Raw genomic sequence first — 23,903 nt, forward strand, 5'->3', positions numbered from 1 at the left:
TTTTTTCAGTATAAATAATAAAAAAAGTTATCTTACAAATATAAATACCCTTTCCAATATAATCATCAACTTTTCATTTTTTTCCATCTCAAACTTCAAACTTCAAACTTCAAACTTCTGACCTCAGCCCTCAGCCTTCTGCCCTCACCATCCACCGTTGATCCTTAATACAAAAATATACATTGTTATTGTGTGACAATATAGCTAAATTTACAGGTTATAATAATTTTTTGGAGCAGACTCTAAATGTTAAAATCGGTCTTAAAAGCCATTTTTGGCGATAAACACAGCCGTACATATAAAGAATTACAACCTGTTGTACAGGAAATAAACGAGCACTACGAAACCCTCGCCTCTTTGAGCGATTTTGAATTGAAGGAAAAAGTCAAGGGTTTCAAGGAATATCTCAACAAGGAAACTGAAGAAATAAGAGGCAAACTGGCGGAATTGAATGACCGCCTCACCAGCGTTGAAGGTGAAGTTGAGAATGCAACCGAAATTCATGATGAAATTGAAACTCTTGAAAAAGAGCTTGATGATAAATACGAAGACCTGCTCGATGAAATTTTACCGGAGGTTTTCGCAGTGGCAAAAGATACCTGCCGCAGACTTGTAGGAAAATCTTACACCGTAATGGGTCAAAAAGTGACCTGGGACATGGTACCCTATGATGTACAGCTGATGGGTGGTATTGTTTTACATCAGGGTAAAATAGCAGAAATGGCAACCGGTGAAGGTAAAACACTTGTGGCCACACTTCCCCTCTTCCTCAATTGCCTCACCGGCAGAGGAGCACATCTCGTAACAGTGAACGACTACCTGGCACAAAGGGATTCCGAGTGGATGGGAGAAATTTTTAAATTCCACGATTTGACTGTCGGCGCAATACTTGGTACAATGAGTCCTGACAAAAGACGCGAATCGTATGGCTGTGATATTACCTACGGGACAAACAACGAATTTGGTTTCGATTACCTCAGAGATAACATGGCAATCGATCCTGAACACCAGGTCCAAAGAAAGCATATTTATGCGATAGTGGATGAGGTGGATTCAGTCCTTATCGATGAAGCAAGAACCCCCCTCATAATTTCAGGTCCGGTCGATTCCGACAATCAAAAATATGATGAAATGAAGCCAAAGATCGAGAGACTCCACAGGCTTCAGTCCAATATCGTTTCAACCATGCTCGCTGAGGCTGAAAAGACCCTCACTTCAAATCCTTCGAAGGATGATGTAACAGAAGCCGGTGTGAAAATTTTCAGAGCATACCGTGGTCTGCCCAAACACAAAAAGCTTATGAAGGTAATCTCCGAGCCTGAATACAAACAATTGATGCAGAACACTGAGCTTGAATACCTCAAAGATAAAAGCAGAAACATGCACATTATCGATGAAGAACTCTACTTTGTTATCGATGAGAAAAACAATTCCATCGAACTTACAGAAAAAGGGAGAGAAGAACTTGCGAAGGGTACAGCCGACGGAAAGGAATTTTTTATCCTGCCTGATTTTGGCACCGAGATAAGCAAAATTCAGAATGACACCTCCCTAAATGAGGCTGACAAAAAGAAAAAAGAGGAAATACTTCACTTCGAATACTCCGAAAAGTCGGACAGACTTCATACCATCAACCAGCTCTTAAAAGCCTACACACTTTTCGAAAAAGATGATGAGTATGTTATCACCGAGGATGGTAAAATTGCGATTGTTGATGAATTTACCGGTCGTGTACTCCCCGGAAGAAGATACTCTGACGGATTGCATCAGGCAATTGAAGCCAAGGAAAATGTTAAGGTTGAGAGAGATACTCAAACACTCGCCACCATCACACTCCAGAACTATTTCAGGATGTACAAAAAACTCGCCGGTATGACCGGTACAGCCGAGACAGAGGAAGGTGAGTTCGATGAAATTTACAAACTTGATGTAGTGGTAATCCCTACAAACCGTCCGATGACAAGATCTGATGAAGACGATCAGATTTACAGAACCAAACGGGAAAAACTTAATGCGGTTGTCAGCCAGGTTGAAGAACTTCAGAAGGAAGGACGCCCCGTCCTCGTGGGTACCACTTCAGTGGAAGTTTCGGAAACCATAAGCAGAATGCTCAAACTGAGAGGCGTCAGGCATAATGTTCTTAATGCCAAGCAACACCAGCGGGAAGCCGAAGTGGTAGCTTTTGCGGGTCAACCGGGGGCAGTTACAATTGCAACCAACATGGCTGGTCGTGGTACCGACATTAAACTCGGTGCAGGCGTTAAAGAAAAGGGCGGACTATTCATTTTGGGTACCGAAAGGCACGAATCGAGAAGAATTGACCGTCAGTTAAGAGGTCGTGCGGGAAGACAGGGTGACCCCGGAACCACTCTCTTCTTCCTTTCGCTCGAAGATGATCTCCTCCGGCTTTTCGGAAGCGACAGGGCTGCCGCCATAATGTCGCGTGCCGGTTTCGAAGAAGGAGAAGTGATTAAGCACCCGATCATTACCCGTTCTGTAGAAAGGGCTCAGAAAAAAGTTGAGGAAAACAACTTTGCGATAAGAAAGAGACTGCTCGAGTATGACAACACCATGAACCAGCAGAGAACCATCATCTATTCAAGAAGAAACCGCGCACTTCATGGTGAAAGACTAAAAACTGAAATTCTTGACATGATGGAGGAATACGCTGCTGAACTCGTTGAAAAATATTACGATAATGCGGAAATAGAGCAACTCGAAAAAGATCTTGAAACTTACCTTCTTTTGAACATGAAATTCAACAGAGAAGAATGGGGTCTCCTGAATAAAAACGGTGTAACTGAAAGAGTAATTAAAGCTGCTCACGACTACTACGCTCACAAAGAAAACATGCTCACATCTGAAATGATGGCACGAATTGAAAGATTCGCCTTCCTCACTGTTATCGACAACAAGTGGAAAGAACATCTCCGCGATATGGACGATTTGAAGGAAGGTATAAATCTTAGGGCTTATGGACAGAAAGATCCTCTCATTGAATACAAAAACGAGGCTTTCAATCTCTTTACCGAGCTGCTTGATACCATCAGAAATGAGACGGTACAGATTGCCTTCAAACTCTACCCTGCCCAACCCGAGAGTGTCCAGATTTCACGCAGACCCGAGAGAAGGCCAACCAGAACTATAAAGGAATCGGCTGATAATGCCGGTATGCACGGTGGTTATGTCCCCTCTCCCAAAGAGCAGGAGACTGCACCTGTCGGCAGACCACAACCCGTAAAAGTCGGGGAAAGAATCGGTAGAAACGATCCCTGCTGGTGTGGCAGCGGCAAGAAATATAAACAGTGCCACGGTAAAAACGCCTGAGAACGGACACCACCATGAAAAAAATAGAAGCAATTATACGACCTTTCAAGCTTGACGAAGTAAAAGAAGCCCTCATCGAGGAGGGCTTCAAAGGTCTCACTATCACCGAGGTCCGCGGTTACGGCAGGCAGAAGGGACACAAAGAAGTCTATCGCGGCAGTGAATACAGGATAGAGTTCGTCCCCAAAATGAAAATCGAACTCGTTGTTGATGATGACCGCCTCGAAACTGCCATAGATGCTATCATCAAAAATGCAAAAACCGGACAGGTTGGCGACGGAAAAATATTCATTTCTGATGTTGCTGATGCAATCAGGATAAGAACAGGCGAATCAGGATTTGATGCGCTTTGATTTTTATTTGCATTGAATAAATTCCAACTGTTCTCTAAATTCCTTCTGACTCAAATTAATTTTCGGAACCGGCTTTGAAGCTCAAAGTAATCAAATCCCTGATCCTGCTCACATCTGCCTTTTTGATATCAGGATGTGGTGTCTGGCAGGATTTCACAACATACTTCAATCTTTATCACAACGCAAAAACTCTTTACTATGATGCTGAAGAACAAATCATCAAAGAGAGGAAAGATATTTTTGCCATTTCAGAGGCAGCAATCCCTGCCGGAGCCAATCAGAACCTGCCGAAGGTAATCGAAAAATTTTCCAAACTTCTACAGTTCCACAACAAGAGTTCTTATGTTGATGATGCCCTCTTCCTTATAGGGAAAGCCTTTTTCTATCAGAGAAGTTACATCAAGGCTTCACGAAAATTTCAGGAATTGATAGCAACCCAGCCAAACAGCAGTCTTGTTATCGATGCCACTCTTTGGCTCGCAAAGTCCGAGATTCAGATGAAAAAATTTGATTCAGGGCTAAAATATCTCGATGAAGCAAAGCAGCTTGCCCTCAAAGAAGAGGACAGGGAAGTGTTGTCAGAAGTATATATCGAAGAGATAAGGTATCTGAAATTCATTGAAAAATACCTCGAAGCCGTTCAGAAATTAAGAGATCTCGTTGCTGTTGATATTTCAAACGACATCTCAGCTAAAGCACAATATGAAATCGGCGAGCTCTTCTTCAAAAAATTGAGTGATCCTCAAAAAGCTGCAGTAGCCTACAAAGCAGCTCTTGAATTTGGTCCCCCGTTTGAGATCGAATACAATTCCAACCTGAATTACAGCATCTGCCTCAGGGCAATGAACAAAATTGATGAGTCGCAGGCAAATCTTCAAAAAATGTCGAAAGAGTTTAAATATCAGGACAAAATTGATGAGATCATGCTCCAAAAGGGGTTGAGTCTAAAAAAACTCGGACAATATGATGAGGCTTATAAACAGCTTTATGCTCTTGATACACTCACACTGAATTCGGTATCATCGGGAATAGCCCGGTTCGAATTGGGTGACATGTTTGAGAACAACCTGAAAAATTTTGATTCTGCTTACATTTATTATGTAAAGGCTGAAAAAAGCGCCTCTACTGCCGACTATGTGAAGAGGATCAGAGAAAAATCGAATCTCTTCAAGCGATATGAAGGGCTTCAAACCAATCTTTATGTTTACTCCCGACAGCTCGCCTACCTGAATGATCCCATGGAATTCAAAAGAGATTCGTTAAATTTCTATGCCGATTCAGCAGACGCCAAGCTCGCAGATCTCTTCAAAGCTCCCGTTGAACTTTCCGATTCCGCTAAAAAAATGAGGGATTCGCTGCTCGCTGTCAAGGATTCGCTGAAAAACAAACCTGCACCTGAAAAACCCTCCGAACCATTGGACGAAGAAATGATTGTGGGGAGACCGAAACAGGGTGATAATCCCGAACAGCAGGGTCAAAACAATCCAAATGCCACCGTGGCTGTATTAAAAAAGGGGTGGGCACCTGTAATGCCTCAGATCACCTCGGATTCTCTAAAAAACCTCCTCTCAAAGGTCTATTTCGACCTTGGAAATGTGTTTTTTGGTGAAATCGTAATTCCCGACTCTGCCTATAATTATTATACAAAGCTTCTCGGTGAATTTCCAAACTCACGGTATAAAGGTCAGGCACTTTTTTCACTCGGTTCTTATTACCTCGACAAAAATGAAAAATCGACTGCGGATTCCATCTTCCAGATTGTCTATGATAATTTTAAAAACGAATCAGTTGTGAATCTTGCGGCTGATAAACTCGGCAAACCAAAAGTAATTCTGAATGCCTCGCCTGCCGATCTTCTTTTTGAAGAAGCAGAAGGCATTTATGTGAAAAAAGATTACCATCAGGCGGTTCAAAAGTATTATTCAGTTTATCTCAAGTTCCCCGAAACATTTACCGCTCCCAAGTCACTTCTGGCTGCCGGTTTCACTCTTGAAAATGATTTGAAATTGCTCGATTCCGCTTTTGCTGTCTACGATACTCTTGTTGCTAAGTATCCTCAAACACGCTTTACAAACAAGATCCTTCCAAAAGTTAACTTTTACAAGGAGGAAAAAGCCCGTATCAAAAAGAAAATTGAAGACTCTCTTAAAGTAATCAGGGACAGTCTGAAAGCCGATTCTATTGCGCGGAATACTCCTAAAATCGATTCCACTGCAACTCAAATCAAGGACTCAACAGGAAAGAGTATTCCAAAAATCGATTCGACTGCGATTCCTAAAAAGGATTCTGCAGCCAAACCCCAGGCTGTGCCACCAGCAAAGACGATCGAAGAGCCTAAAAAAGAGGAAATCAAAGAGGAGGTACCACCATTGAGCAATTTCATCAAACGAAGAGACCTGCTCGATCTTATTGAGGAGGGTGAAAGCACCACTACGGAATTCAAACTGAAGTTTACAGAGCCCGAGAAGATTGCCAAAGTGATGATCTCATTCGCCAACACAAAAGGCGGGTACCTGATTTTTGGAGTGAATGACAACAAAAAAGTGGTGGGACTTGAAAGCGAAAAGACTGAATTTGAGTTCATAAACGAAACCACAAATTTCTATATAACCCCAAAAATCGACTACCTTCTGCAATTCATTAATATTGACCAAAAGGAACTCGTGGTGGTTTTTGTTCCTGAATCAGACAATAAACCTCATCGAATTCAGGATTACAAAGAAGATCTTGATATAAATACCGCTCAGGTTTATATCAGAGTGAACGACAAGAGTATTCCGGCATCGAAACAAATGATCAGAATTCTCAAGGCGAGAAGTTCTTCAAATCCGCTCGTTAAATTTTCGGTCGGTGATCTCGAAAAAAAAGTTTTTACCTGGCTCGAGAAGCATGAAAAAATCAATGTGAAGGATCTTGCAAATGCTGCGAATATCTCCGAAAGAAGGGCATCGAGAACTTTAGTCACGATGGTAAGGGCAGGTTCATTAAGTATCCATACAAAGGACAACGGCGAAGAGTTTTTTACAGTCTAATCAGTTTTCCCATCGAAAACCACTCTCAGTCTGTAGACAGCAATTCCATAAGCCACAGCAACATTCAACGACTGTTTTATCCCGTATTGTGGCAGTTCTATTGTAAAATCACATAAATCCAGCAAATTTTGATTCACTCCTGTAATCTCATTTCCCAAAATGAAGAGGAGTGGGTACACTTCATCACCAATATCACAGTAGTCTATTGAAGTATCGGTCAATTCTAGAGCCGAGATTTTGTAACCCGACTCTTTATATTTTCGCACCACTTCCACTGCATCTTTCACAAATTCCCACTCCACGCTTTCAGTGGAACCAAGAGAAGTTTTCATGATATCCTTAACCGGTGGTGCCGGAGTATAACCGCAAAGGTAGAGCTTTTCAATCATTGCCCCGTCTGATGTGCGGAAGATGGAACCAACATTGTAGCTGCTGCGGATGGAATCGAGCAAAACAACAACCGGCATTTTTTTTACTTCATGCAGATTATCAAGTTTGGCTCTGTTTACGGAAATTTCTGCGTGACTGAGTTTTCTGTTACTCATGGCTTCTTATCGTAACTCCTGCAAGTTGACCACAAGCGGCGGCTATTTCATCTCCCTGGGTATCCCTGACCATCACTGTAACATATTCGTCCCGCAAACGGTCGGCAAATTCTTCGATTCTCTCCCGGGAAGTGGAGCGAAGTTCACCCGAGAATCCCTCGGGGTTCATGTGCTCAAGCGAATTGAATGGTATAATATTTACTTTGGATGGCATCCTGCGGCAGAGTTTACCGAGTGCTTTTATATCCTTGTCCCGGTCATTAATTCCCTCAAGCATTGTGTATTCGTAGGTGATTCTTGTGTTCGTCTTTTTAATGTAATACTCAATTGCATCGATATTTTCCTTCAGAGAATATTTTGCATTAATCGGCATTATTTTAGTGCGAATATCCTCAAAACAGGAATGAAGTGACAGAGCAAGTTTTGGGCGTAATCCCGTGTCTGCAAGGTCTCTGATTCTTGGGGCGATACCTGCCGTGGAAACTGTGATCTTTTTCAGACTGATACCTTTGGTAAGTTCCTGCTGAAATATTTCGAGCGATTTTACAGTGGAATCAAAATTCAGAAGTGGCTCCCCCATTCCCATGTAAACAATATTTGTTATATCCCTCTCATAAATCGACTGTGCAATTGCGTACTGATCAAATATCTCTCCGGCAGTCAGATTCCTTTTATATCCGAGCAAACCTGTTGCACAAAACTTGCAGTCCAGGGGACATCCAACCTGAGTGGAGACACACAGCGTACACCTCTTCTCCTCAGGGATGATTACACATTCAATAAGGTGATCAAGTGCAGTTTTAAGAAGAAGTTTTACAGTCCCCTCACTACCCGAAACGGATTTATCAGTCAGCTCGAGGGTGTTGATAATCGTCTCATTTTTTATCAATTCCCTCAGCGACTTTGAGAGATTAAGCATCTGATCTGCATCATCAACCAGATAATTGTACATCCAGTTGAAAACCTGCTCACCACGGAATGATTTTTCACCCTTTTTTATAAACCATTCCTTTAACTCAGGGAGTGTCATCCCCTTTAATTGTACTTTTTTTGTTTCAATCATTATTCTTGTTTCTTCTTAAAAAACCGCTGTTCCGTCTCATTCCCTTCAATTTGCTTCTTAGAATTGGACTTTCGGCGAATCTTGTTTTAAATTCCTTGTTATCAATCTGATCAAAAAAACCGGGATCAAACTCTTTGTTCAATCCGGATGTTTCATTGAATCCTGTAAAATTCTTATTGTTTGTTTCTGCACTGAACTTCCTGTTCCACGGGCACACATCCTGACAAATGTCACAACCAAAAATCCAGTCATCCATTTTTCCTTCAAATTCCGGACTGATCTCTCCCTTGTTCTCAATAGTCAGATATGAAATGCATTTGCTTCCATCAACTATATATTCACCGACGATGGCGTTTGTCGGGCAGGCGTCGATGCAGGCAGTACAGCTTCCGCAAAAATCTTCGAGGGGTGAACTGTAGTCAAACTTGATATTCGAAAAGACATTCGCAATGAAAAACCAGCTCCCCATCTCCCTGTTGATGATATTTGAATGCTTCCCCTGCCAGCCAATTCCCGCTTTGGCTGCCCAAACCTTGTCCATTACGGGACCTGTATCCACATAGCTTTTTGTCTCACACCCGGGAAAAAGGTCTCGAAGTGAGGCTTCAAATTTTTCAAGCATTTCCCACATCACGAAGTGGTAGTCCCTCCCCCAGGCATATCTTGACACTTTTTCTTTCCCAGGAGTGTAATCTCCTGACTGCCGGTAATTCAGCCCGAGCGATATCACGGAGATTGCTGAAGGCAGGATATTTTTAGGATCATTTCTTTTTTCGATATTTTTTTCGAGATACGACATTCCCCCAGAAAATCCTCTCCCGATCCATTGCCGCAAAAATTCTGTTTCCCACTCGAGCGGTTCAATCTCTGCAAAACCTGCAAGATCGAATCCAATTTCCCTGGCTAATTTTGTCACGGTCTGATTATTTCCTACCACTTCCAATGAGGAGTCTCATCTTCTACCGTGACATATATATAACCGTTTTTCACCTCGTAAGGAAAAACTTTCAGTCCCCTGTGTCCGTTTTCCTTGTTGCCGGTTTCAAGATCAAATCTCCATCCATGGATTGGACAGACCACGAATCCATCTTCAATAAATCCGGTATAGATTGCAGCCGGATGCATGTGAGGACAAATATTACTTAGCGCATGTATCTTGCCGTCAACTTTGAACAGGGCAATTTCCTCCCCGTTCACCACGAATCTTTTACCTTCACCTTCATGGAGTTCGCTTACTTTGCACAGTTTTTTTACAGCTTCATCCATACAATTCTCCTTTTGTGGCAATTTCACTCGCCAAAATAATCAGATTTGGGACAATTTTTCTTTGATTTTAAAGCCCCTGTCGGTTTTCTCCACTTTCACTGCCGGAATTAACGGATCGTGTTGCAGGATGAGTGTCCAGTCCTCCTCCACTGCTTTAGCGAGAACTTCCTTTTTTTCCTGAAGAGTAACCAGCGGTTGAAGATCGTAACCCATAATGTAGGGTAGTGGTATATGTCCGTGGGTTGGAATCAGATCAGCACAGAAAAAAAGCGTGGACGAACCGTCTGATATCTTCACTGCCTGCTGCCCAAAAGTGTGACCGTTAAGAGTGTGGAGGGTTATTCCATCCATAAATTCCGGATCCTTTTCCTCAACAAGTTCCAGCACCCCCTCTTCTATCAGAGGAAGGAAGTTGTTTTTTATATAGCTCCCCCGGTCGCGATCTGAAGGATTGACACCCCATTCAAAGTTTCTTTTTTGAACAAAATAACGGGCATTTGGAAATGCAGGTTGCAATTTGCCATCTTTTTCTACCACCGAGCCGCCCGTATGGTCGAAGTGAAGATGTGTCAATAACACTTTTGTAATCTCCAATGGTGAAATTCCTTGTGCCTTCAAACTCTTTTCGAGTGTGGTCTCAGGGTCGTGGGCATAAATATCTCTCGATTTGGCATCCCACTTCTCACCCATTCCGGTGTCAATCAACATTTTCTCGTTATCCCATTCGAGAAGAATTACACGGGTGGACATGGCTATACGGTTTACTTCGTCTGCCGGGTTGGTTTTCTCCCAAAGAGGTTTGGGAATTATTCCAAACATGGCACCACCATCAAGTTTAAAGTAATCTGATTCAAAAACTTTTACAGAGTATTTGCCTGTTCTCATCACTTTTCTTTATTTTAATAATGTACAAAAATAATAAAATTGAAAATCCTTTCACCTGTTTTTGATCCAATGCAATTGAATAAATCGTTAAAGTTCGATGTTATCATTACCGGCGCCGGAATTTCTTCGTTTGCGTCTGCGATTATACTGCAAAAATTTTTCAAAAAGAAGACCGCCCTGGTTACAGGCATAGCCCAGTCCCTCGATAACCCTGAAAAGAATTTCTATCTCGATGCATTTTATTCGGGTCAAATGGAAAGCGACAGTTTTGTCAGAAAGATATTTGATTACCTTTCAGATGATAAACTCCTTTGGGAGAGACTGCCATCGATTTATGAGCGACTCTTCTATCCAAAAGCAAAATTAAACATTTCTGACAATCTTGCACAATATATGGATGGTCTGAAAAGTCTTTTCCCAAAAGAAAAAGGAAATGTGGACAGTTTTTTCAAGGATATTCAGCATGCTGCAAACTACACAAGCTTCTACCTGCTGAGATTTATCCTCCCGCCAACTTTGCACAGACTTACAGAAAGATTTTTTGTCTCCGGAAAAAAATTCGCTGCATTGAATTCGGAAGATTATCTGAATTCTTTGTCATCTGACACTAAATTCAAGACTGTTATATCAGGGCAGTTGCAGAACCTCGCATCCTGCCGCGAAGGCACTTCCTCAATCTTTCAGGCAATCAATATGATGGGACTCCTCAACGGAGGTTTCGCTCCGGCAGGGGGAATCGATGCCATCTACAATTCCCTTAGAGAGAGTTATCTCTCATCCGGTGGAAAACTGTTTGAAAACGGGATGATTGACGATATCGTCATTTCCGGGAGAAAAGTCACTGAAATTAAAATTAAAAGCCCTGATGAAAAAATCTCTTTGAGAGCAGCCAAACTCTTTTGGGGTTCCGGCATTAAGACTCTTCCGGAGTATGTGTCCGACTCGGAAACACGGGAACGGTTGAAAGGATATTTCCCGGTTCAGGAGTTCGTTCCCTTCCCTGTGGCTTTCAAATTAAAATTTAACGAAAAGAGTGAAAAGCTCAATCTAAAGGGGGAAATATTACGATTTTTCCCGGCAAATTCAGCCGATCAGGATGAAATCCCACAGGCCTGTAATCTGTTTCCCTGGTTCCCGGAAAACTCTACATCAACTCTGCCAGCCGGATACTTCGCTGTTATCTTCATCAATGGAGACGATCCTCAATCATTTCTCACACAGCCTGACAACATTGAGGACTTAAAAAAATACCTTGATCAGTTGATGCGTTTGTATGTCCCGGAATTACCCGATTGTATCGAATCAGTTGAATTCATACCCCCTTCTTCAACAGGTGCAGGGGGATTATACAATCCTTTTGGTACAGTCATGCCGACCACGCAAAAGGTCATGCGTGAACCCGTGAACAACCCGTACAAACTAAAGAACCTTTTTATCAACGGTGCGGATTTGTTCATCCCGGGAATCACTCCCTCGATTATGGCGGGTATTACAACTGTCGGAATGGCATTCGGAGCATTTAGATTTTTCAAATTTTTCCGCTATCTAAAAAGAGTGTCAAACAAAAAAGTGAAAATAAAAATCAAGCCTTTAAAATATAAAAACGGAAAAATCGAGGGAGAGTTGGGGTGAGAAGATGCGACCGGGAATTCCAAACAAAAATAATTGGAAGAAAGCAGGAATTAATTCCCGCTTTCTCCACTAAAATAGAAGCGTTGAGAGACTATCTTCCGAGTTCGTCCAGATAATCTTTTTTCTTCAGAAGTTCTTCTTCCGTTTCAACATGCGCAGGATCAGGAACACAGCAGTCAACGGGACATACTGCCGCACACTGCGGTTCATCATGAAATCCTTTACACTCGGTACACTTGTCAGGAACGATATAGTAAAAATCGCCCGAGAAGAATCCTTCAGCACCGGATGGGGCTGCATTTCCATCACCGAAGGTTTTTCCGGCAAGTTCCCATTCTCTGCCGCCTTCGTAGATTGCAGTATTAGGGCACTCTGGTTCACATGCTCCGCAATTGATGCAATCGGTTGTTATCATTATTGCCATAATTTTTCTCCATTTATTACAAAATTTTTTAACTGTTCTGCCACCATCGCCGGCAAAGTCTCTCGGAACCGAATATCTAAAAATTTATTTTTACGACTCCAACATTAAGCATTTTTTGTCTTTTAGTCAATAGACAAGAAGGGTATTACCCTTGTTTTGCTTATTTTTGAATAAAAAACCAAGAAAATTATGAAAAACATCCTCGTCACCCTCGAAGTAGATAAAAAAAATCTCGACTATACAACAAAACTTGTAAACGATTTTGCCCAAAATATTAAAGATCTACACCCCGGTCTCAACTTCTTTAAGGCGATGACGAGTGCAGCAAAACCCGCCAATTTTTATATTTTCCTCTCTTTCGATTCCGACCATGATTACGATTCATACAAAATGCACGAACGAACCAAAAAATTCACTGTCCGACTCCATGCCATGTCAAAAGGCCTCCCCGTCTTCACAGAGCTGAATGAAGTAAAAGAGAAGGCTGAATAAAGAAGGCTGAAGGCTGAAAAGCCCGTTAGGGCGACATATGGGTAGGGGACGCAGATACACGCAGATTAAACGGATTTTCGCAGAGGGGATAGTTTCACAGATTCCACGGATTTCGCACGGATTCCACGAATGAGGATTTTGAGCCCGTTAGGGCGGAATATGGGTAGAATCTCGGTGTACAAAAATTACAAAAGCCCGTTAGGGCGACATATGGGTAGAAACATTCCAAATCTTCCCCATTTTAACCGTAGGCTTTGAAAATCTTTTCCTCTCAGAGGTGCTACACATATGCTGCCCTAACGGGCTTAAAACCTTCATCCGTGAAATCCGTGGAACTATCCCCGCTGCGAAAATCTGCGTCCCCTACACATATGCCGCCCTATCGGGCTCACACATCTTCATCTTGATTATCGTGTTCAAAAACGAAAACTAATAACTAATAACTCAAAACTAATAACTAATTCTTTCCTTCTTTGAGTTTCTCGATGATGAAGTAGGAAGCCACTGAAATTGCGAGAATCAAAAGCATTCCTCCAAAATCAGGAGTAAAGATAGATGTGAATGAGCCGAGAGGTTTTGACAAATCTTTCATGAATAAAAAATCAATTTTTGAAAAGTCGAACAATGGTTTTTGTTCTGCGGCAGAGGTTCCAGAACTTGTGTTCAGCGCATAGCCAAAGAGCAGCAACAACAAAGAGGTAAGAGTTACGAGCATTCCAATAAAAAACTTTTTACTTGCTTCAGACGGTCGAACCACCTTGGCAATTCTTCTCATCACTAACGAATTAATCGAAAGAGGAGCCTCTTCCAGTTCCATTTGAGAGAAACCATTGTGAGCTTTGAGTAAAAGGTTGTATTCATTTGCGCAAGCTTCACATGTTTTGATATGCGAAAGGAATTCCTGACGGGAAGAAGGATCAACTTCGCCGTCAATAAAATGATTAAAAAAATCGTCGTTATAGTGTTTCATCTCAGTTCATCCTCGAGATTATTTTCTTTTATCAATTTTTTAAGTTCCGTCCGGGAACGGTGGAGCAATACTTTCACATTTGGAGTATTTGTTCCCATCACTTCGGCAATTTCCTCACAACTCATCTCTTCCATGTAAAAAAGATTAACCACCATGGAATAGTTTGGGGGCAGTTTAGCCACAAGTGTGTTCACCAGTTCTTTAATTGCGTTTTTCCTCCCGGAAGTATCAGCCTCCAGATCCTCAATGTCGAGTTCGTCCCCTATCGAGAGCATCGACTGCTCAATCTGTCTCTTTTTCATCCCCAGTTTTGAGAGTGTAGTGTTATATACAATTCTATAGAACCAGGTTGAAAATTGAGCATCTCCTTTGAATGATTTCAGGTTATTGTATGCCTTGACAAAGCAATCCTGCAGCACTTCCTCTGCATCCATTCTGTTTTTCAACATTCGGAATATCATTGAGAAAGCCTTTTGCTTGTAACGGTCTATTATGAGAGAATAATCGGAAGTGTTGCCTCTTTTAACCGATTCAATTATCTCGTGATCATCAAGTTTCTTCATACAACCGTTTAGACCTGAGAGTCCTTTAAATGGTTACACCGTCATTAAATTAAAATTCCAACTGTAATAATACAAAATGAAAAAAATATTTTACCATGGTGTAACCTTTTATTTAAGCCGCTTGTCTGAAGTAGTAGAAACAAATAACAATTATGGAGAATAAAATGCCATTCGAATTCATGATACCGATAATCTTTTTCATAGTTACCGGTGCAGTCATAATTACCACCCTCTACTTCAGATCGAGGGAGAGAGAAATGATCCTTTCGAAGGATTATACTGCCGAAGAACTTAAGCTTCTCCTTAATCCCGGAGACAAGAAAAAGGGAGTGCTGGTCGTCCTTGGAATCATCACAGCAACATTCGGACTTGGAATGTTGACCGGGACAGTAGTCAAAAATCTGACCGGCGAAAATGATTATATCCCCTTTATCATGTTCATTTTTGTGGGTGCCGGGTTAATAATATCCTTTTATGTGAGAGAAAAACTCAACAAACAGAAGGAGGGCTAAAATGGAAGATGTTTTGATACCCATAGTTCTTTTTATGGTAATCGGAGCTACCATTATTGCATCTGTCAGTTTCCGTTTCCTCGAGAAGAAAAAACTTCTTGAAAAAGACCTGCCGGCAGATGATCTCTACAATCTGATGGGAGTTGACAGGGAGGTAAGAAAATCATACTGGCTCGCTGTCTCAGGTACAATAATGATTTTCTTCAGTGTGGGACTTGGAGCAGGCTTCTGGCTCGACAAACTGACAAATGAAAATCCACTTGTAGCCGTCTCTATCTGTCTGTTCACAGGGATCGGACTTATTACAGCTCACTACTACCGCAGCCATCTGGTCAACAAAGAACTGCAAACAAAGAAATAACCCAACCTTAAAATAAAAAACGCAAAGAGAACCAGTCAGGTCCTCTTTGCGTCTGTCCAATTTAATAAATCATAAATCAAAACTAATAACTCATAACTCCTGCGTTTCCAGCCATCTCTCGACATCAATCGCAGCCATACAACCGGAACCTGCCGCAGTTACAGCCTGACGGTAGGTTTTGTCGGAAACATCACCCGCAGCAAAAACACCCTCGATATTTGTGTAAGTTGAACCCGGTTTCACGATCAGGTACCCGCTCTCATCTGTATCGAGTACTCCCTTAAAGAGGCCTGTGTTTGGCTGATGACCTATCGCGATGAAAACACCTTCACACTCGTGCAAGACTTTCTCCCCGGTTTTTACATTTTTCAGTATGACACCGGTAACGGTTTTCTTGTTTCCATCTTCGGTACCAACGACCTCATCTACAACAGAATTGAGAGCGAACTTGATTTTCGGATTCTTCTTTGCCCGGTCAACCATGATTTTCGAACCTCTGAATTCATCTCTTCTGTGTACAATCACTACTTCAGAAGCAAATCTGGTAAGATATGTAGCCTCTTCGAGAGCAGTATCACCTCCACCAACAACCATGACGCGCTGATTTCTGTAGAAGAATCCGTCGCAGGTGGCACAGGCTGAAACGCCATAACCCATAAATTTACTCTCTGAAGGAAGATCAAGAAGCTTTGCTGAGGCACCGGTTGAAATTATTACCGCGTCAGCAGTGTATGTATCATCATAACTTTTTATAGTAAAAGGTCTTTTTGAAAAATCAACTTCTGTAACTTCCTGGTAGATCGACTCGGCACCAAATCTGTGTGCCTGTTTTCTCATTATATCCATAAGTTCGGGACCCTGAATCCCATGCTCAAACCCGGGATAATTTTCCACTTCAGTGGTAATGGTAAGCTGCCCGCCCGGTTGCATTCCTTCAAAGATTAACGGATTCAAATTGGCTCTGCCTGTGTAAACTGCTGCAGTAAATCCTGCAGGACCTGAACCGATTATTATCACTTTTCTGTGATTATTTTTATTCTCTGACATTAATTCTCCAAATTTTTATTTCAATAACAGTATGATGCAAAAAATATATTCAATGATTCAAAATTACCACTTTTTACCCTCATCACAGCAGTCTTTCCACAATCTCGTCGCACACAAGAAACCCGTTCCGGGTTAATTTCAGGTTGTTTCCCTCCAAACAGACCTTCCCGGCAGAAATCAGTCCATCGATAATAAGTCGCCTCCCTGCATACCAGTCCTGCATTTCCGGAGAATCCAAACACAATCCCCTGCTTCTTAAACCAAGCATTATGGATTCTTCATAAAGATCGTTTTCAGATAGCTTTTCACTGCCTGCTACCGCTTCATTTCTCTTCTGAACAGCGGCATTGTAAATACTGAGAGCGGAATAGTTCCACCACCGTTCTCCATCCATATACGAATGAGCGGAGGTGCCAAAAGAGAGGTAATTTTTACAGTCCCAGTAAATCTGGTTGTGCCTGCACTCGAATCCCGGTTTGCAGTAATTTGAGACTTCGTAGTGTTCAAACCCTTTTTCGGCAAGAAAATCCATGGTGATTTCGTAAAGTTCTGAATCAATCTCCTCATCCTGCATTTCGACCTCACCCTTCAGCACCATTTTGTTCAGGATGGTACCCCGTTCGAGAATCAGGCTGTACGCGGAGATATGAGTGATCGGAAGTGTGGCAGCAATTTCAAGATTTCTCAACCACTTTTCTTTACTCTGACCGGGGAGATTGAAAATGAGATCAAGTGAAATATCTGTAAACCCCGCGTTTTGTGCATCTTTAACTGTCTGTATCGCCGACTCTGCTGAATGTATCCTCGTAAGAAATTTCAGGTCATCCTCATCAAATGACTGAATTCCGATGCTGATTCTGTTTATTCCAATACGCCGAAACTGCCTCAACTTTTCAAGATCAACGGTGCCGGGATTTGTTTCCATTGTAATTTCGGCATCAGATGAGACAAAAAAGTTTTGTTTAAGATGGTTGATTATCGAACCAAGGTATTCGGGTTCAACTAATGAAGGGGTTCCGCCACCAAAATATATGGTATCGAACTTGTGTGTTTTCGAGAAAATTTCAGAAAAATGCTCTATTTCATTTTTTAAACAAGTCAGGTAAAGGGATTTATTATCTTCTTTGATGATGGAATAAAAATCGCAGTAGATACATTTATGGTCACAGAATGGAATGTGGACATAAAGTCCGGCGTTTTTTAGCAAACTAACCAAAAAGTCCTTCGCCTTCGATAAGCTCTTTCGCACTTTTTATGGATGCACTTGTCACCTCGGACCCGCTGATCAGTTTGGCGATCTCATTAATTTTATCTTCAGGTGATAGTTTGTTAATCTGCGTGGAAGTGGAGCCATTCTGTTCGAATTTCTGAACCGAGAAATGGATGTCAGAGTATGCGGCGATCTGTGGCAGGTGTGTGATGGCAATAATTTGATGAAACTGCGAAAGCGATTTAAGTGCAATACCAACTTTTTGGGCAATGCGTCCACTGATTCCCGTATCAATTTCATCGAAAACGAGCACGGGTATCCGATCCATTCCGGCAAGAACCGATTTAAGGGAAAGCATGACCCTGGAAACTTCACCCCCCGAAGCAACTTTTACCAGCGGCTTCGGGTGTTCCCCTGCGTTTGTGGAGATATAAAATTCCACTTTGTCAATTCCGTTTTCATCGAATTTTACTGCCTTACCGTCGTTCACAATAAAACTTCCATCTTTTGGACCCGGCTCTTCATGTGCTATATTTACAACGAAATTGCCACTCTTTATTCCGAGTTCTGAAAGTTTGGCAACTATCCCTTCAGAAAGTGCCCCTGTTGCCAAAGCTCTTTTCTCCGAAAGTTCTTTTGCAATATTTCCACAGACCTCTCTCTGTTCAGCGATCAGTCTGTTAACACCGGCAAGATGATCTGAAAAATTGTCAGCAAGATCAATCTCCTGGAGTAGCTTTTCACGGGTTTCGATGACTTCTTCCAGACTGCCGCCAAATTTTTTCTTCAGCCGGTTTATGGCAACGAGTCTCTCCCGGCATGCCTCAAGTCTGGAGGGATCGAGATCGATGTTTTTCATATAATCCCGAATCATTTCGGCACTCCCCTGAATGGCAGCAAGTGCCTGCTCGAGATCAGGAACAAGTTCCGCGAAAGAAGCATCAATCCTGCCCAATGACTCCACCTCCTTCCTGGCGGAAAAAACCAGATCATAGGAAGACGGTTCACCTTCATACAATTTAGCAAAAGCTGAGGATGTGAGGGTTAAAATCTTCTCGGCGTTCTCTAAAATATTGAGCTCTTTTTCGAGATCGACATCTTCGCCCGGTTGAGGTGAAACAGAATCAATTTCCCGAAGACGAAATGCATAAAACTCCCTTTTCTCTTTCAACTCTTCTTTTTTGGTTTCTATTTCCCTCTGTTCGGAAAGAAGTTTTTGGAGTTTGAGGGCTTCGGCAGAAAATGTATCCCGAAGTGAAGAAGTCTTTGCAAAGCTGTCGAGATATCCGATGTGATTGTCGGGGTGAAGTATCGCCTGATGTTCGTGCTGACCGTGAAGATCCACAAGGCAATCGCCAATCTCTTTCAGAGTGTTGATGCTTACTGGAGTATCATTGACAAAAGCGCGACTGCTTCCTTTCAGCGAGACTTCCCGTCTGATAATTATTTCGGTCGAGGGTTCAATTTCATTTTCAGTCAGGATCTGTTCAATACGGTCTGCAGAATTTTTGCCGGGTCTGAAAACCCCTTCAACGAAAGCTTTTTGCGATCCCGTCCTCACTGATTCGACATACGCTCTGCCTCCAAGAACCAGGCCGAGTGCATCAAGCATAATCGATTTACCGGCACCTGTCTCACCCGTAATGATATTGAGACCGGGACCGAATTCTATCGTGACTTCTTTTATGAGAGCGTAATCTTTGATGTAGAGTGAGGTGAGCATTTTTTACTTTTTAACCGCTAAACCAAGAATTTAACAGATCAACAAAAAGCATATAAGAATAAATTAAGGAGGAATCCTTGATCATTCTTATATGCTTCTGTTTCTTCACACTTTTTCCGGGTCCTTTTGGGAAAAACGAATTAACTGTCGTAGTAGGATGACAGTTCATGTCCCAAATATTTGAGGATAGATCCGATTACCCCAAGATCATCCATGTATCCGAAAAGGGGAACCAGATCGGGAATGGCATCAATTGGAGTAATAAAATAGATCAGCCCTACCACAACGATAGCTTTCCTGTACCATGAGACACGGGAATCAAGCATGTAGTTGTAGAGAGCAATAATATCACGAACAAAGGATATTTTGGTTCCGGATTCTTCAAGCTTCTGCCAGATATTGGCATCGACATACTGAGCCTGCTTCTCGTATTCCTCTTCGCTCTCGATATAATCGAAATCAAAATCTCCCTCACCGTTCCCGTTATCCTTCAGCCCCCCGTCCATGGGGACATCATGAAAGTCGAGGTGCTCTTCGCCCAAGTGATCCACGGTTTTGTCTTTTGTTTCTTCCATGACAACCTCTCTATTTTTTCTTTTCCGGTGTGTAATGTTTTTCGAACCAGTCGTAAACAGTCAGCCACCAGAGTCTTGAGTTTTGTGGTTTTGCAACAAAATGAGTTTCGTCGGGGTAATATAAAAATTTACTTTCAATTCCCAAGCGTTGAAGTGAAGTAAATAACTGAAAAGCCTGTTCTTCGGGCACTCTGAAGTCTTTTGCACCGTGTACTACGAGCACGGGAGTCTTGCAGTTGTGTATGAAACGATGGGGTGACCATTTTTCATACTCTTTTCTCTTCTCCCACGGTGTGCCACCGAACTCCCATTCAGGGAACCATAACTGCTCGGTCGTTCCGAACATGCTCTCGAGATTGAAAACTCCGGCATGCGAAACAAGTGCTTTAAATCTGTCGGTATGGCCCGCAATCCAGTTTATCATATAACCACCGTAAGATGCTCCGGCAGCAAAAGTATTGTTCTTGTCGAGGTACTTAAAATTTTTAATTGCGTAATCATAGACATTCATCAGGTCGGTGTAGACTTTCCCTCCCCAGTCCTTCGAAATCTCATCAGTGAATTTTTGTCCGTAGCCGATACTTCCTCTCGGGTTGGGGGCAATGACAACATATCCGCCTGCTGCAAACATCTGAAGGTTCCAGCGATAGTGGAAATCATCATTCCAGTGCCCCTGTGGACCACCGTGGATCAGGAATACGAGAGGGTATTTCTTTGAAGGATCAAAACCCGCAGGTTTCACCAGGATCGACTGAACCGAAGTACCACCCGCACCTTTTGTCGTGAAAGTTTCGATATCATTCATGTCGAGTTGATTCAAAACCTGCTGATTCACATACGAAATTCTCATCATTCCGCTTCCATCCACATTGGCGGAATAGATTTCATGTGGCATCGTGGAAGCCTGTTTTCTGAAAAAGAATTTCGTGCCGTTTGCCGCCAGATTAACGTCGGTTATGTTACTTCCCTTAATGATTGTTGTTAGCTTTTGTGTTGCAACATCTACACTGTAAATCTGATTGTAAACTTCGAAAGGAGCGATGAAATAGATTGTTTTACTGTCGGGTGACCAGATCAGATTTTCTGCTGTCAGATCAAATTTGGCAGAGATATCTGTCAAACTCCCTTTTGCTCTGTCGAAAATTATGATTCGTTTTTTATCAGCTTCAAATCCTTTTCTCTCCATCGATGTAAAGGCAATGTATTTTCCATCGGGCGAGTAAACAGGCTCACAATCATTTCCTTCGCTTTTGGAAATCTTCACATGCTTTGGAGTTCCACCCTTCAACACTTCTGTGAGATTGACTGTCCAAATGTCATTGTTGGTGCTTGTCGCAAGGAATTTATCCTTGTTGGCAGTGAAAACAGCTTCTTTGCCGTCAGGTGAGAAATTAAAATCATTCTCCGAGCCGAGAGCAACCGGTGGCACATCATAACCGGCATCGGGTGTAAGATCATACGCTTTTTTCGAGGCGATATCAAACAAATAAAGAAGACTTCTCTTGTCACCTCTCCACCTGTTGAAGTCACGATAATACAGTTCGGTAAACACAGAAGCTTTTACTTTGCTCTCTTCTTCTTTTTTGTCCCGGGTCTCATTGCACTCGTTTCCCAGTCCGCATGAAGGATAAACCGAGGAAGTGAAGAGTATATATTTTCCGTCATCAGAAAACTTAAAGGAATTCACTCCAGTGTAATAGCTTGTCAGAGCCTCTTCCCCCGTTCCGTCTGTATTGCAGAGATAAATCTGATCATCGAACAAGTAGGCGAGTTTATTCAAAGCAGGTACAAAAACTGGCGAACCTTCATTTTTTTCGCTTGTTTTAATCCCTTTTCTACCGGAACCGTCTGAATTAATAGTGCTGATGTTGCTGTTTCCCTTGTTTAGTTCCATGCTGTAAACAGATGAGGCATAGAATATTTTGCTTCCATCGGGTGAAACAGTTATTTTGTTTATTCTCTCCATCGACCAAAGATCATCGATGGTAATTAACCTTTTCTGCTGTGGCATCAGTAATGTACTCATGAATAATATGAAAATAAATAACCTCAAGACGGCACCTCGCTAACTTGATAAAAAAGTTGTAATAATGAGTGAAAATTTACGAAATTTTAAGGGATTGGCAGAAGGGAAAATGATGGCAAATCAGATTACCCGATTTAATCCCGACAAATCTCTAATGGTTTCCAGCCGCCATAAGACTGACAATAAAAATGAATATTGAACAAAATAATTCTTTTTTAACTATTTTTCTCATTTTACGGATTTGTTTCCCAAAAAATTGCCGTCCGTTCCACAAAAAAATTGTAAAAAATTGTCTGCATCGTGTGTATTTAAAAAATTTTCCTTATTTATTTACGATTCAAATTTTTTAATTTATAGTATAGTTTTTCAAAAAAAGTGAACAGGAATAAGAAGGAGTATCTTTTATGCCAATTATTGATGATTCAGAGAGTTTAGGAATGGAATTTTCTGAAGTTGAGCAGCCGGTCTGGCATCTGGCACAGGAATTTTTTGCATCACCCAAAAAAAGGAATCTGGATGATGAAATGGGTGATGACGATTTCGATGATGAAGATTTCGATGATGAGGATCTGGACGATGAAGACCTTGCCGAGGAAGACGAAGACCTTGACGACGATTTTGACGAAGAAGACATAGAACAGTTTCTGGAAGATTTTGACGACGGTGAACTTTTCGACGATGACGACTACGATGTAGATGATGAGGATCTTGATGATGACGATTTTGATGATGATTTCGACAGCAACCCGAAAAAAAACATAGATGATGATGACGACGACTTTTAAGTCGCTTCCCCGCTCACCTGAATTGTAAGATTATGAATACGGGCTGCCTTAAACAGCCCGTTTTCATATAATACCGCTCTGACTACTCTCCCAGAAATTTACCCGGCAACAGATAGTTTTTCACATAATCTGCAACACCTTCTTCAAGAGAATACAGTGGTGCCGTGTAACCCGACTTCCTGATTTTGGAGATATCAGCTTCTGTAAAATACTGGTATTTTGGAGCAAGATAATCCGGCATGTCAATATATACAATGTTTGGTTCCAAACCCATTGCGCTAAAAATTGCTCCTACAAGATCATTCCATGTTCTCGCCTTTCCCTGCCCCAAATTAAACAATCCGTTTTGGTCGGGGTTCCTGACAAGATGGAGTGTCATGTTTACGGCATCCTTCACATAAACAAAGTCGCGCATCTGTTCCCCGTCCTTATAAGCCGGATGGAGGGATTTGAAAAGGGTGACCAATCCGGTATCTCTTATCTGTCCGTAAGCCTTGTGAACAACACTTCGCATATCACCTTTGTGCGATTCATTCGGTCCGTAAACATTGAAGTATTTCACCCCGGCAATTTTTTTCAAATTTCCGGTCAGATAAGCCCACTGATCGAACATGTTTTTTGAATAACCGTACATGTTCAGAGGTTTTATTTTAAGGCAGTTTTCGTCGGTGTCATCGAAACCGAGTTCACCGTCGCCATAAGTGGCTGCCGATGAGGCATAAACGAATCTGATATCTCTCGCCAGACAGTATTCTGCGAGCACTTTGGTGTAACGATAGTTATTTTCCACAAGATGGTCGGCATTTCTTTCTGTGGTGGAAGAATTCGCACCCATGTGAATTATCGCCTCAACATTGCCGAAATGTACACGGTCTTCTATTTTTTTTATGAACTCTGTTTTATCGATAAAGTCACGATATTGCAGGTTTACAAGGTTTTTCCACTTCTCATCGCTGCCGAGAGTATCGACTATGAGGATGTCAGTTATACCTTCACGGTTCAACTGCCAGACTATTGCGCTGCCTATAAATCCGGCAGCACCAGTAACTATATACATCTAATTCCTGATTTCTTTGTTAATTGCGGGGATAAATTTTAAATTTGTAATCACA

Annotated in this window: 22 protein-coding genes; 8 read left to right on the forward strand and 14 right to left on the reverse strand. The window is 41.9% G+C overall.

From position 1 onward, the window contains the following. The first annotated feature begins 246 nt into the window (after positions 1-246). From secA to LCH52_09335, 3 genes are all read left to right on the forward strand, one after another. Entirely contained in the window at positions 247-3,327 is a 3,081-nt protein-coding gene (gene secA / locus LCH52_09325; GenBank protein ID MCA0388682.1) for a preprotein translocase subunit SecA, read from the forward strand. Between the two features lie 14 nt (positions 3,328-3,341). Continuing rightward, positions 3,342-3,680: a P-II family nitrogen regulator gene (locus LCH52_09330; protein ID MCA0388683.1), complete on the forward strand. Its 339-nt coding sequence runs from the start codon at positions 3,342-3,344 to the stop codon at positions 3,678-3,680. Between the two features lie 74 nt (positions 3,681-3,754). Beyond that, a complete protein-coding gene (locus LCH52_09335) occupies positions 3,755-6,712 on the forward strand; it encodes a tetratricopeptide repeat protein (GenBank protein ID MCA0388684.1) in 2,958 nt (985 codons plus the stop codon). On the opposite strand, the gene LCH52_09340 is transcribed toward LCH52_09335, so the two are convergent. Genes LCH52_09340 through LCH52_09360 form a run of 5 tightly spaced genes read right to left on the reverse strand, consistent with a single transcriptional unit; the run spans position 6,709 to position 10,471 of the window. Beyond that, positions 6,709-7,257: an RNA methyltransferase gene (locus LCH52_09340; GenBank protein ID MCA0388685.1), complete on the reverse strand. Its 549-nt coding sequence runs from the start codon at positions 7,255-7,257 to the stop codon at positions 6,709-6,711. The two genes, LCH52_09335 and LCH52_09340, sit on opposite strands and share 4 nt — an antisense overlap. After that, the gene (rlmN, locus tag LCH52_09345) at positions 7,250-8,320 is read right to left on the reverse strand and encodes a 23S rRNA (adenine(2503)-C(2))-methyltransferase RlmN (GenBank protein ID MCA0388686.1); all 1,071 of its coding nucleotides are present in this window, start codon (positions 8,318-8,320) and stop codon (positions 7,250-7,252) included. Before rlmN ends, LCH52_09340 begins: the two co-directional genes overlap by 8 nt. After that, positions 8,313-9,236 carry a tRNA epoxyqueuosine(34) reductase QueG gene (gene queG, locus LCH52_09350; protein MCA0388687.1) on the reverse strand — a complete coding sequence of 308 codons (924 nt, stop codon included), beginning with the start codon at positions 9,234-9,236 and terminating at the stop codon, positions 8,313-8,315. The genes rlmN and queG overlap by 8 nt, the downstream gene beginning before the upstream one ends. A gap of 14 nt (positions 9,237-9,250) precedes the next feature. Next, positions 9,251-9,586 (reverse strand): Rieske (2Fe-2S) protein, encoded by a 336-nt coding sequence (locus LCH52_09355; GenBank protein ID MCA0388688.1) that lies wholly within the window; start codon positions 9,584-9,586, stop codon positions 9,251-9,253. Between the two features lie 39 nt (positions 9,587-9,625). After that, the gene (locus LCH52_09360) at positions 9,626-10,471 is read right to left on the reverse strand and encodes an MBL fold metallo-hydrolase (GenBank protein ID MCA0388689.1); all 846 of its coding nucleotides are present in this window, start codon (positions 10,469-10,471) and stop codon (positions 9,626-9,628) included. A gap of 39 nt (positions 10,472-10,510) precedes the next feature. On the opposite strand from LCH52_09360, the gene LCH52_09365 reads away from it, so the two are divergent. Further along, entirely contained in the window at positions 10,511-12,103 is a 1,593-nt protein-coding gene (locus tag LCH52_09365) for a hypothetical protein (GenBank protein MCA0388690.1), read from the forward strand. 91 nt (positions 12,104-12,194) lie between these two features. On the opposite strand, the gene LCH52_09370 is transcribed toward LCH52_09365, so the two are convergent. Next, on the reverse strand, positions 12,195-12,527 hold the full coding sequence (locus LCH52_09370; GenBank protein MCA0388691.1) for a 4Fe-4S dicluster domain-containing protein: 333 nt from the start codon (positions 12,525-12,527) through the stop codon (positions 12,195-12,197). A 189-nt stretch (positions 12,528-12,716) separates the two neighbouring features. Here LCH52_09370 and LCH52_09375 point away from each other — a divergent pair, with 189 nt between their 5' ends. Then, positions 12,717-13,019, forward strand: a complete 303-nt coding sequence (locus tag LCH52_09375; protein MCA0388692.1) for a hypothetical protein — start codon at positions 12,717-12,719, stop codon at positions 13,017-13,019. A gap of 457 nt (positions 13,020-13,476) precedes the next feature. Here the strand turns inward: LCH52_09375 and LCH52_09380 are convergent, their stop codons facing one another. Together LCH52_09380 and LCH52_09385 are read right to left on the reverse strand one after the other, a co-directional pair. Next, positions 13,477-13,989, reverse strand: a complete 513-nt coding sequence (locus tag LCH52_09380) for a zf-HC2 domain-containing protein (protein ID MCA0388693.1) — start codon at positions 13,987-13,989, stop codon at positions 13,477-13,479. After that, positions 13,986-14,552 carry an RNA polymerase sigma factor gene (locus LCH52_09385; GenBank protein ID MCA0388694.1) on the reverse strand — a complete coding sequence of 189 codons (567 nt, stop codon included), beginning with the start codon at positions 14,550-14,552 and terminating at the stop codon, positions 13,986-13,988. The genes LCH52_09380 and LCH52_09385 overlap by 4 nt, the downstream gene beginning before the upstream one ends. Positions 14,553-14,716: 164 nt before the next feature. On the opposite strand from LCH52_09385, the gene LCH52_09390 reads away from it, so the two are divergent. After that, the gene (locus LCH52_09390) at positions 14,717-15,064 is read left to right on the forward strand and encodes a hypothetical protein (protein ID MCA0388695.1); all 348 of its coding nucleotides are present in this window, start codon (positions 14,717-14,719) and stop codon (positions 15,062-15,064) included. 1 nt (position 15,065) lies between these two features. Then, positions 15,066-15,425: a hypothetical protein gene (locus LCH52_09395; GenBank protein ID MCA0388696.1), complete on the forward strand. Its 360-nt coding sequence runs from the start codon at positions 15,066-15,068 to the stop codon at positions 15,423-15,425. 90 nt (positions 15,426-15,515) lie between these two features. Here LCH52_09395 and trxB read toward each other — a convergent pair whose 3' ends face one another. The 5 genes from trxB to LCH52_09420 form a co-directional block, all read right to left on the reverse strand. Next, entirely contained in the window at positions 15,516-16,472 is a 957-nt protein-coding gene (trxB, locus tag LCH52_09400) for a thioredoxin-disulfide reductase (protein ID MCA0388697.1), read from the reverse strand. Positions 16,473-16,554: 82 nt separating this feature from the next. Next, on the reverse strand, positions 16,555-17,679 hold the full coding sequence (hemW, locus tag LCH52_09405) for a radical SAM family heme chaperone HemW (protein ID MCA0388698.1): 1,125 nt from the start codon (positions 17,677-17,679) through the stop codon (positions 16,555-16,557). Between the two features lies 1 nt (position 17,680). Continuing rightward, positions 17,681-19,405 (reverse strand): DNA repair protein RecN, encoded by a 1,725-nt coding sequence (gene recN / locus LCH52_09410; protein MCA0388699.1) that lies wholly within the window; start codon positions 19,403-19,405, stop codon positions 17,681-17,683. A gap of 140 nt (positions 19,406-19,545) precedes the next feature. Further along, positions 19,546-19,980: a DUF1232 domain-containing protein gene (locus LCH52_09415; GenBank protein MCA0388700.1), complete on the reverse strand. Its 435-nt coding sequence runs from the start codon at positions 19,978-19,980 to the stop codon at positions 19,546-19,548. Positions 19,981-19,990: 10 nt separating this feature from the next. Then, complete coding sequence (locus LCH52_09420; GenBank protein MCA0388701.1) at positions 19,991-21,991, reverse strand: S9 family peptidase; 2,001 nt, start codon at positions 21,989-21,991, stop codon at positions 19,991-19,993. A gap of 419 nt (positions 21,992-22,410) precedes the next feature. On the opposite strand from LCH52_09420, the gene LCH52_09425 reads away from it, so the two are divergent. Continuing rightward, complete coding sequence (locus LCH52_09425; GenBank protein ID MCA0388702.1) at positions 22,411-22,791, forward strand: hypothetical protein; 381 nt, start codon at positions 22,411-22,413, stop codon at positions 22,789-22,791. 82 nt (positions 22,792-22,873) lie between these two features. Here the strand turns inward: LCH52_09425 and rfaD are convergent, their stop codons facing one another. Further along, entirely contained in the window at positions 22,874-23,848 is a 975-nt protein-coding gene (gene rfaD / locus LCH52_09430; protein MCA0388703.1) for an ADP-glyceromanno-heptose 6-epimerase, read from the reverse strand. Positions 23,849-23,903: the final 55 nt, after the last annotated feature.

This window comes from Bacteroidota bacterium (assembly GCA_020161395.1).
Lineage (GTDB): Bacteria > Bacteroidota > Ignavibacteria > Ignavibacteriales > Ignavibacteriaceae > UTCHB3.

Coding starts and splice junctions, on each gene's coding strand:
- secA (MCA0388682.1), top strand. CDS start 247: ATGTTAAAATCGGTCTTAAAAGCCATTTTTGGCGATAAACACAGCCGT.
- LCH52_09330 (MCA0388683.1), top strand. CDS start 3,342: ATGAAAAAAATAGAAGCAATTATACGACCTTTCAAGCTTGACGAAGTA.
- rfaD (MCA0388703.1), bottom strand. CDS start 23,848: ATGTATATAGTTACTGGTGCTGCCGGATTTATAGGCAGCGCAATAGTC.
- trxB (MCA0388697.1), bottom strand. CDS start 16,472: ATGTCAGAGAATAAAAATAATCACAGAAAAGTGATAATAATCGGTTCA.
- LCH52_09390 (MCA0388695.1), top strand. CDS start 14,717: ATGCCATTCGAATTCATGATACCGATAATCTTTTTCATAGTTACCGGT.
- recN (MCA0388699.1), bottom strand. CDS start 19,405: ATGCTCACCTCACTCTACATCAAAGATTACGCTCTCATAAAAGAAGTC.
- LCH52_09380 (MCA0388693.1), bottom strand. CDS start 13,989: ATGAAACACTATAACGACGATTTTTTTAATCATTTTATTGACGGCGAA.
- LCH52_09375 (MCA0388692.1), top strand. CDS start 12,717: ATGAAAAACATCCTCGTCACCCTCGAAGTAGATAAAAAAAATCTCGAC.
- LCH52_09355 (MCA0388688.1), bottom strand. CDS start 9,586: ATGGATGAAGCTGTAAAAAAACTGTGCAAAGTAAGCGAACTCCATGAA.
- LCH52_09385 (MCA0388694.1), bottom strand. CDS start 14,552: ATGAAGAAACTTGATGATCACGAGATAATTGAATCGGTTAAAAGAGGC.
- LCH52_09395 (MCA0388696.1), top strand. CDS start 15,066: ATGGAAGATGTTTTGATACCCATAGTTCTTTTTATGGTAATCGGAGCT.
- LCH52_09420 (MCA0388701.1), bottom strand. CDS start 21,991: ATGCCACAGCAGAAAAGGTTAATTACCATCGATGATCTTTGGTCGATG.
- LCH52_09425 (MCA0388702.1), top strand. CDS start 22,411: ATGCCAATTATTGATGATTCAGAGAGTTTAGGAATGGAATTTTCTGAA.
- LCH52_09415 (MCA0388700.1), bottom strand. CDS start 19,980: ATGGAAGAAACAAAAGACAAAACCGTGGATCACTTGGGCGAAGAGCAC.
- rlmN (MCA0388686.1), bottom strand. CDS start 8,320: ATGATTGAAACAAAAAAAGTACAATTAAAGGGGATGACACTCCCTGAG.
- LCH52_09370 (MCA0388691.1), bottom strand. CDS start 12,527: ATGGCAATAATGATAACAACCGATTGCATCAATTGCGGAGCATGTGAA.
- LCH52_09340 (MCA0388685.1), bottom strand. CDS start 7,257: ATGAGTAACAGAAAACTCAGTCACGCAGAAATTTCCGTAAACAGAGCC.
- LCH52_09360 (MCA0388689.1), bottom strand. CDS start 10,471: ATGAGAACAGGCAAATACTCTGTAAAAGTTTTTGAATCAGATTACTTT.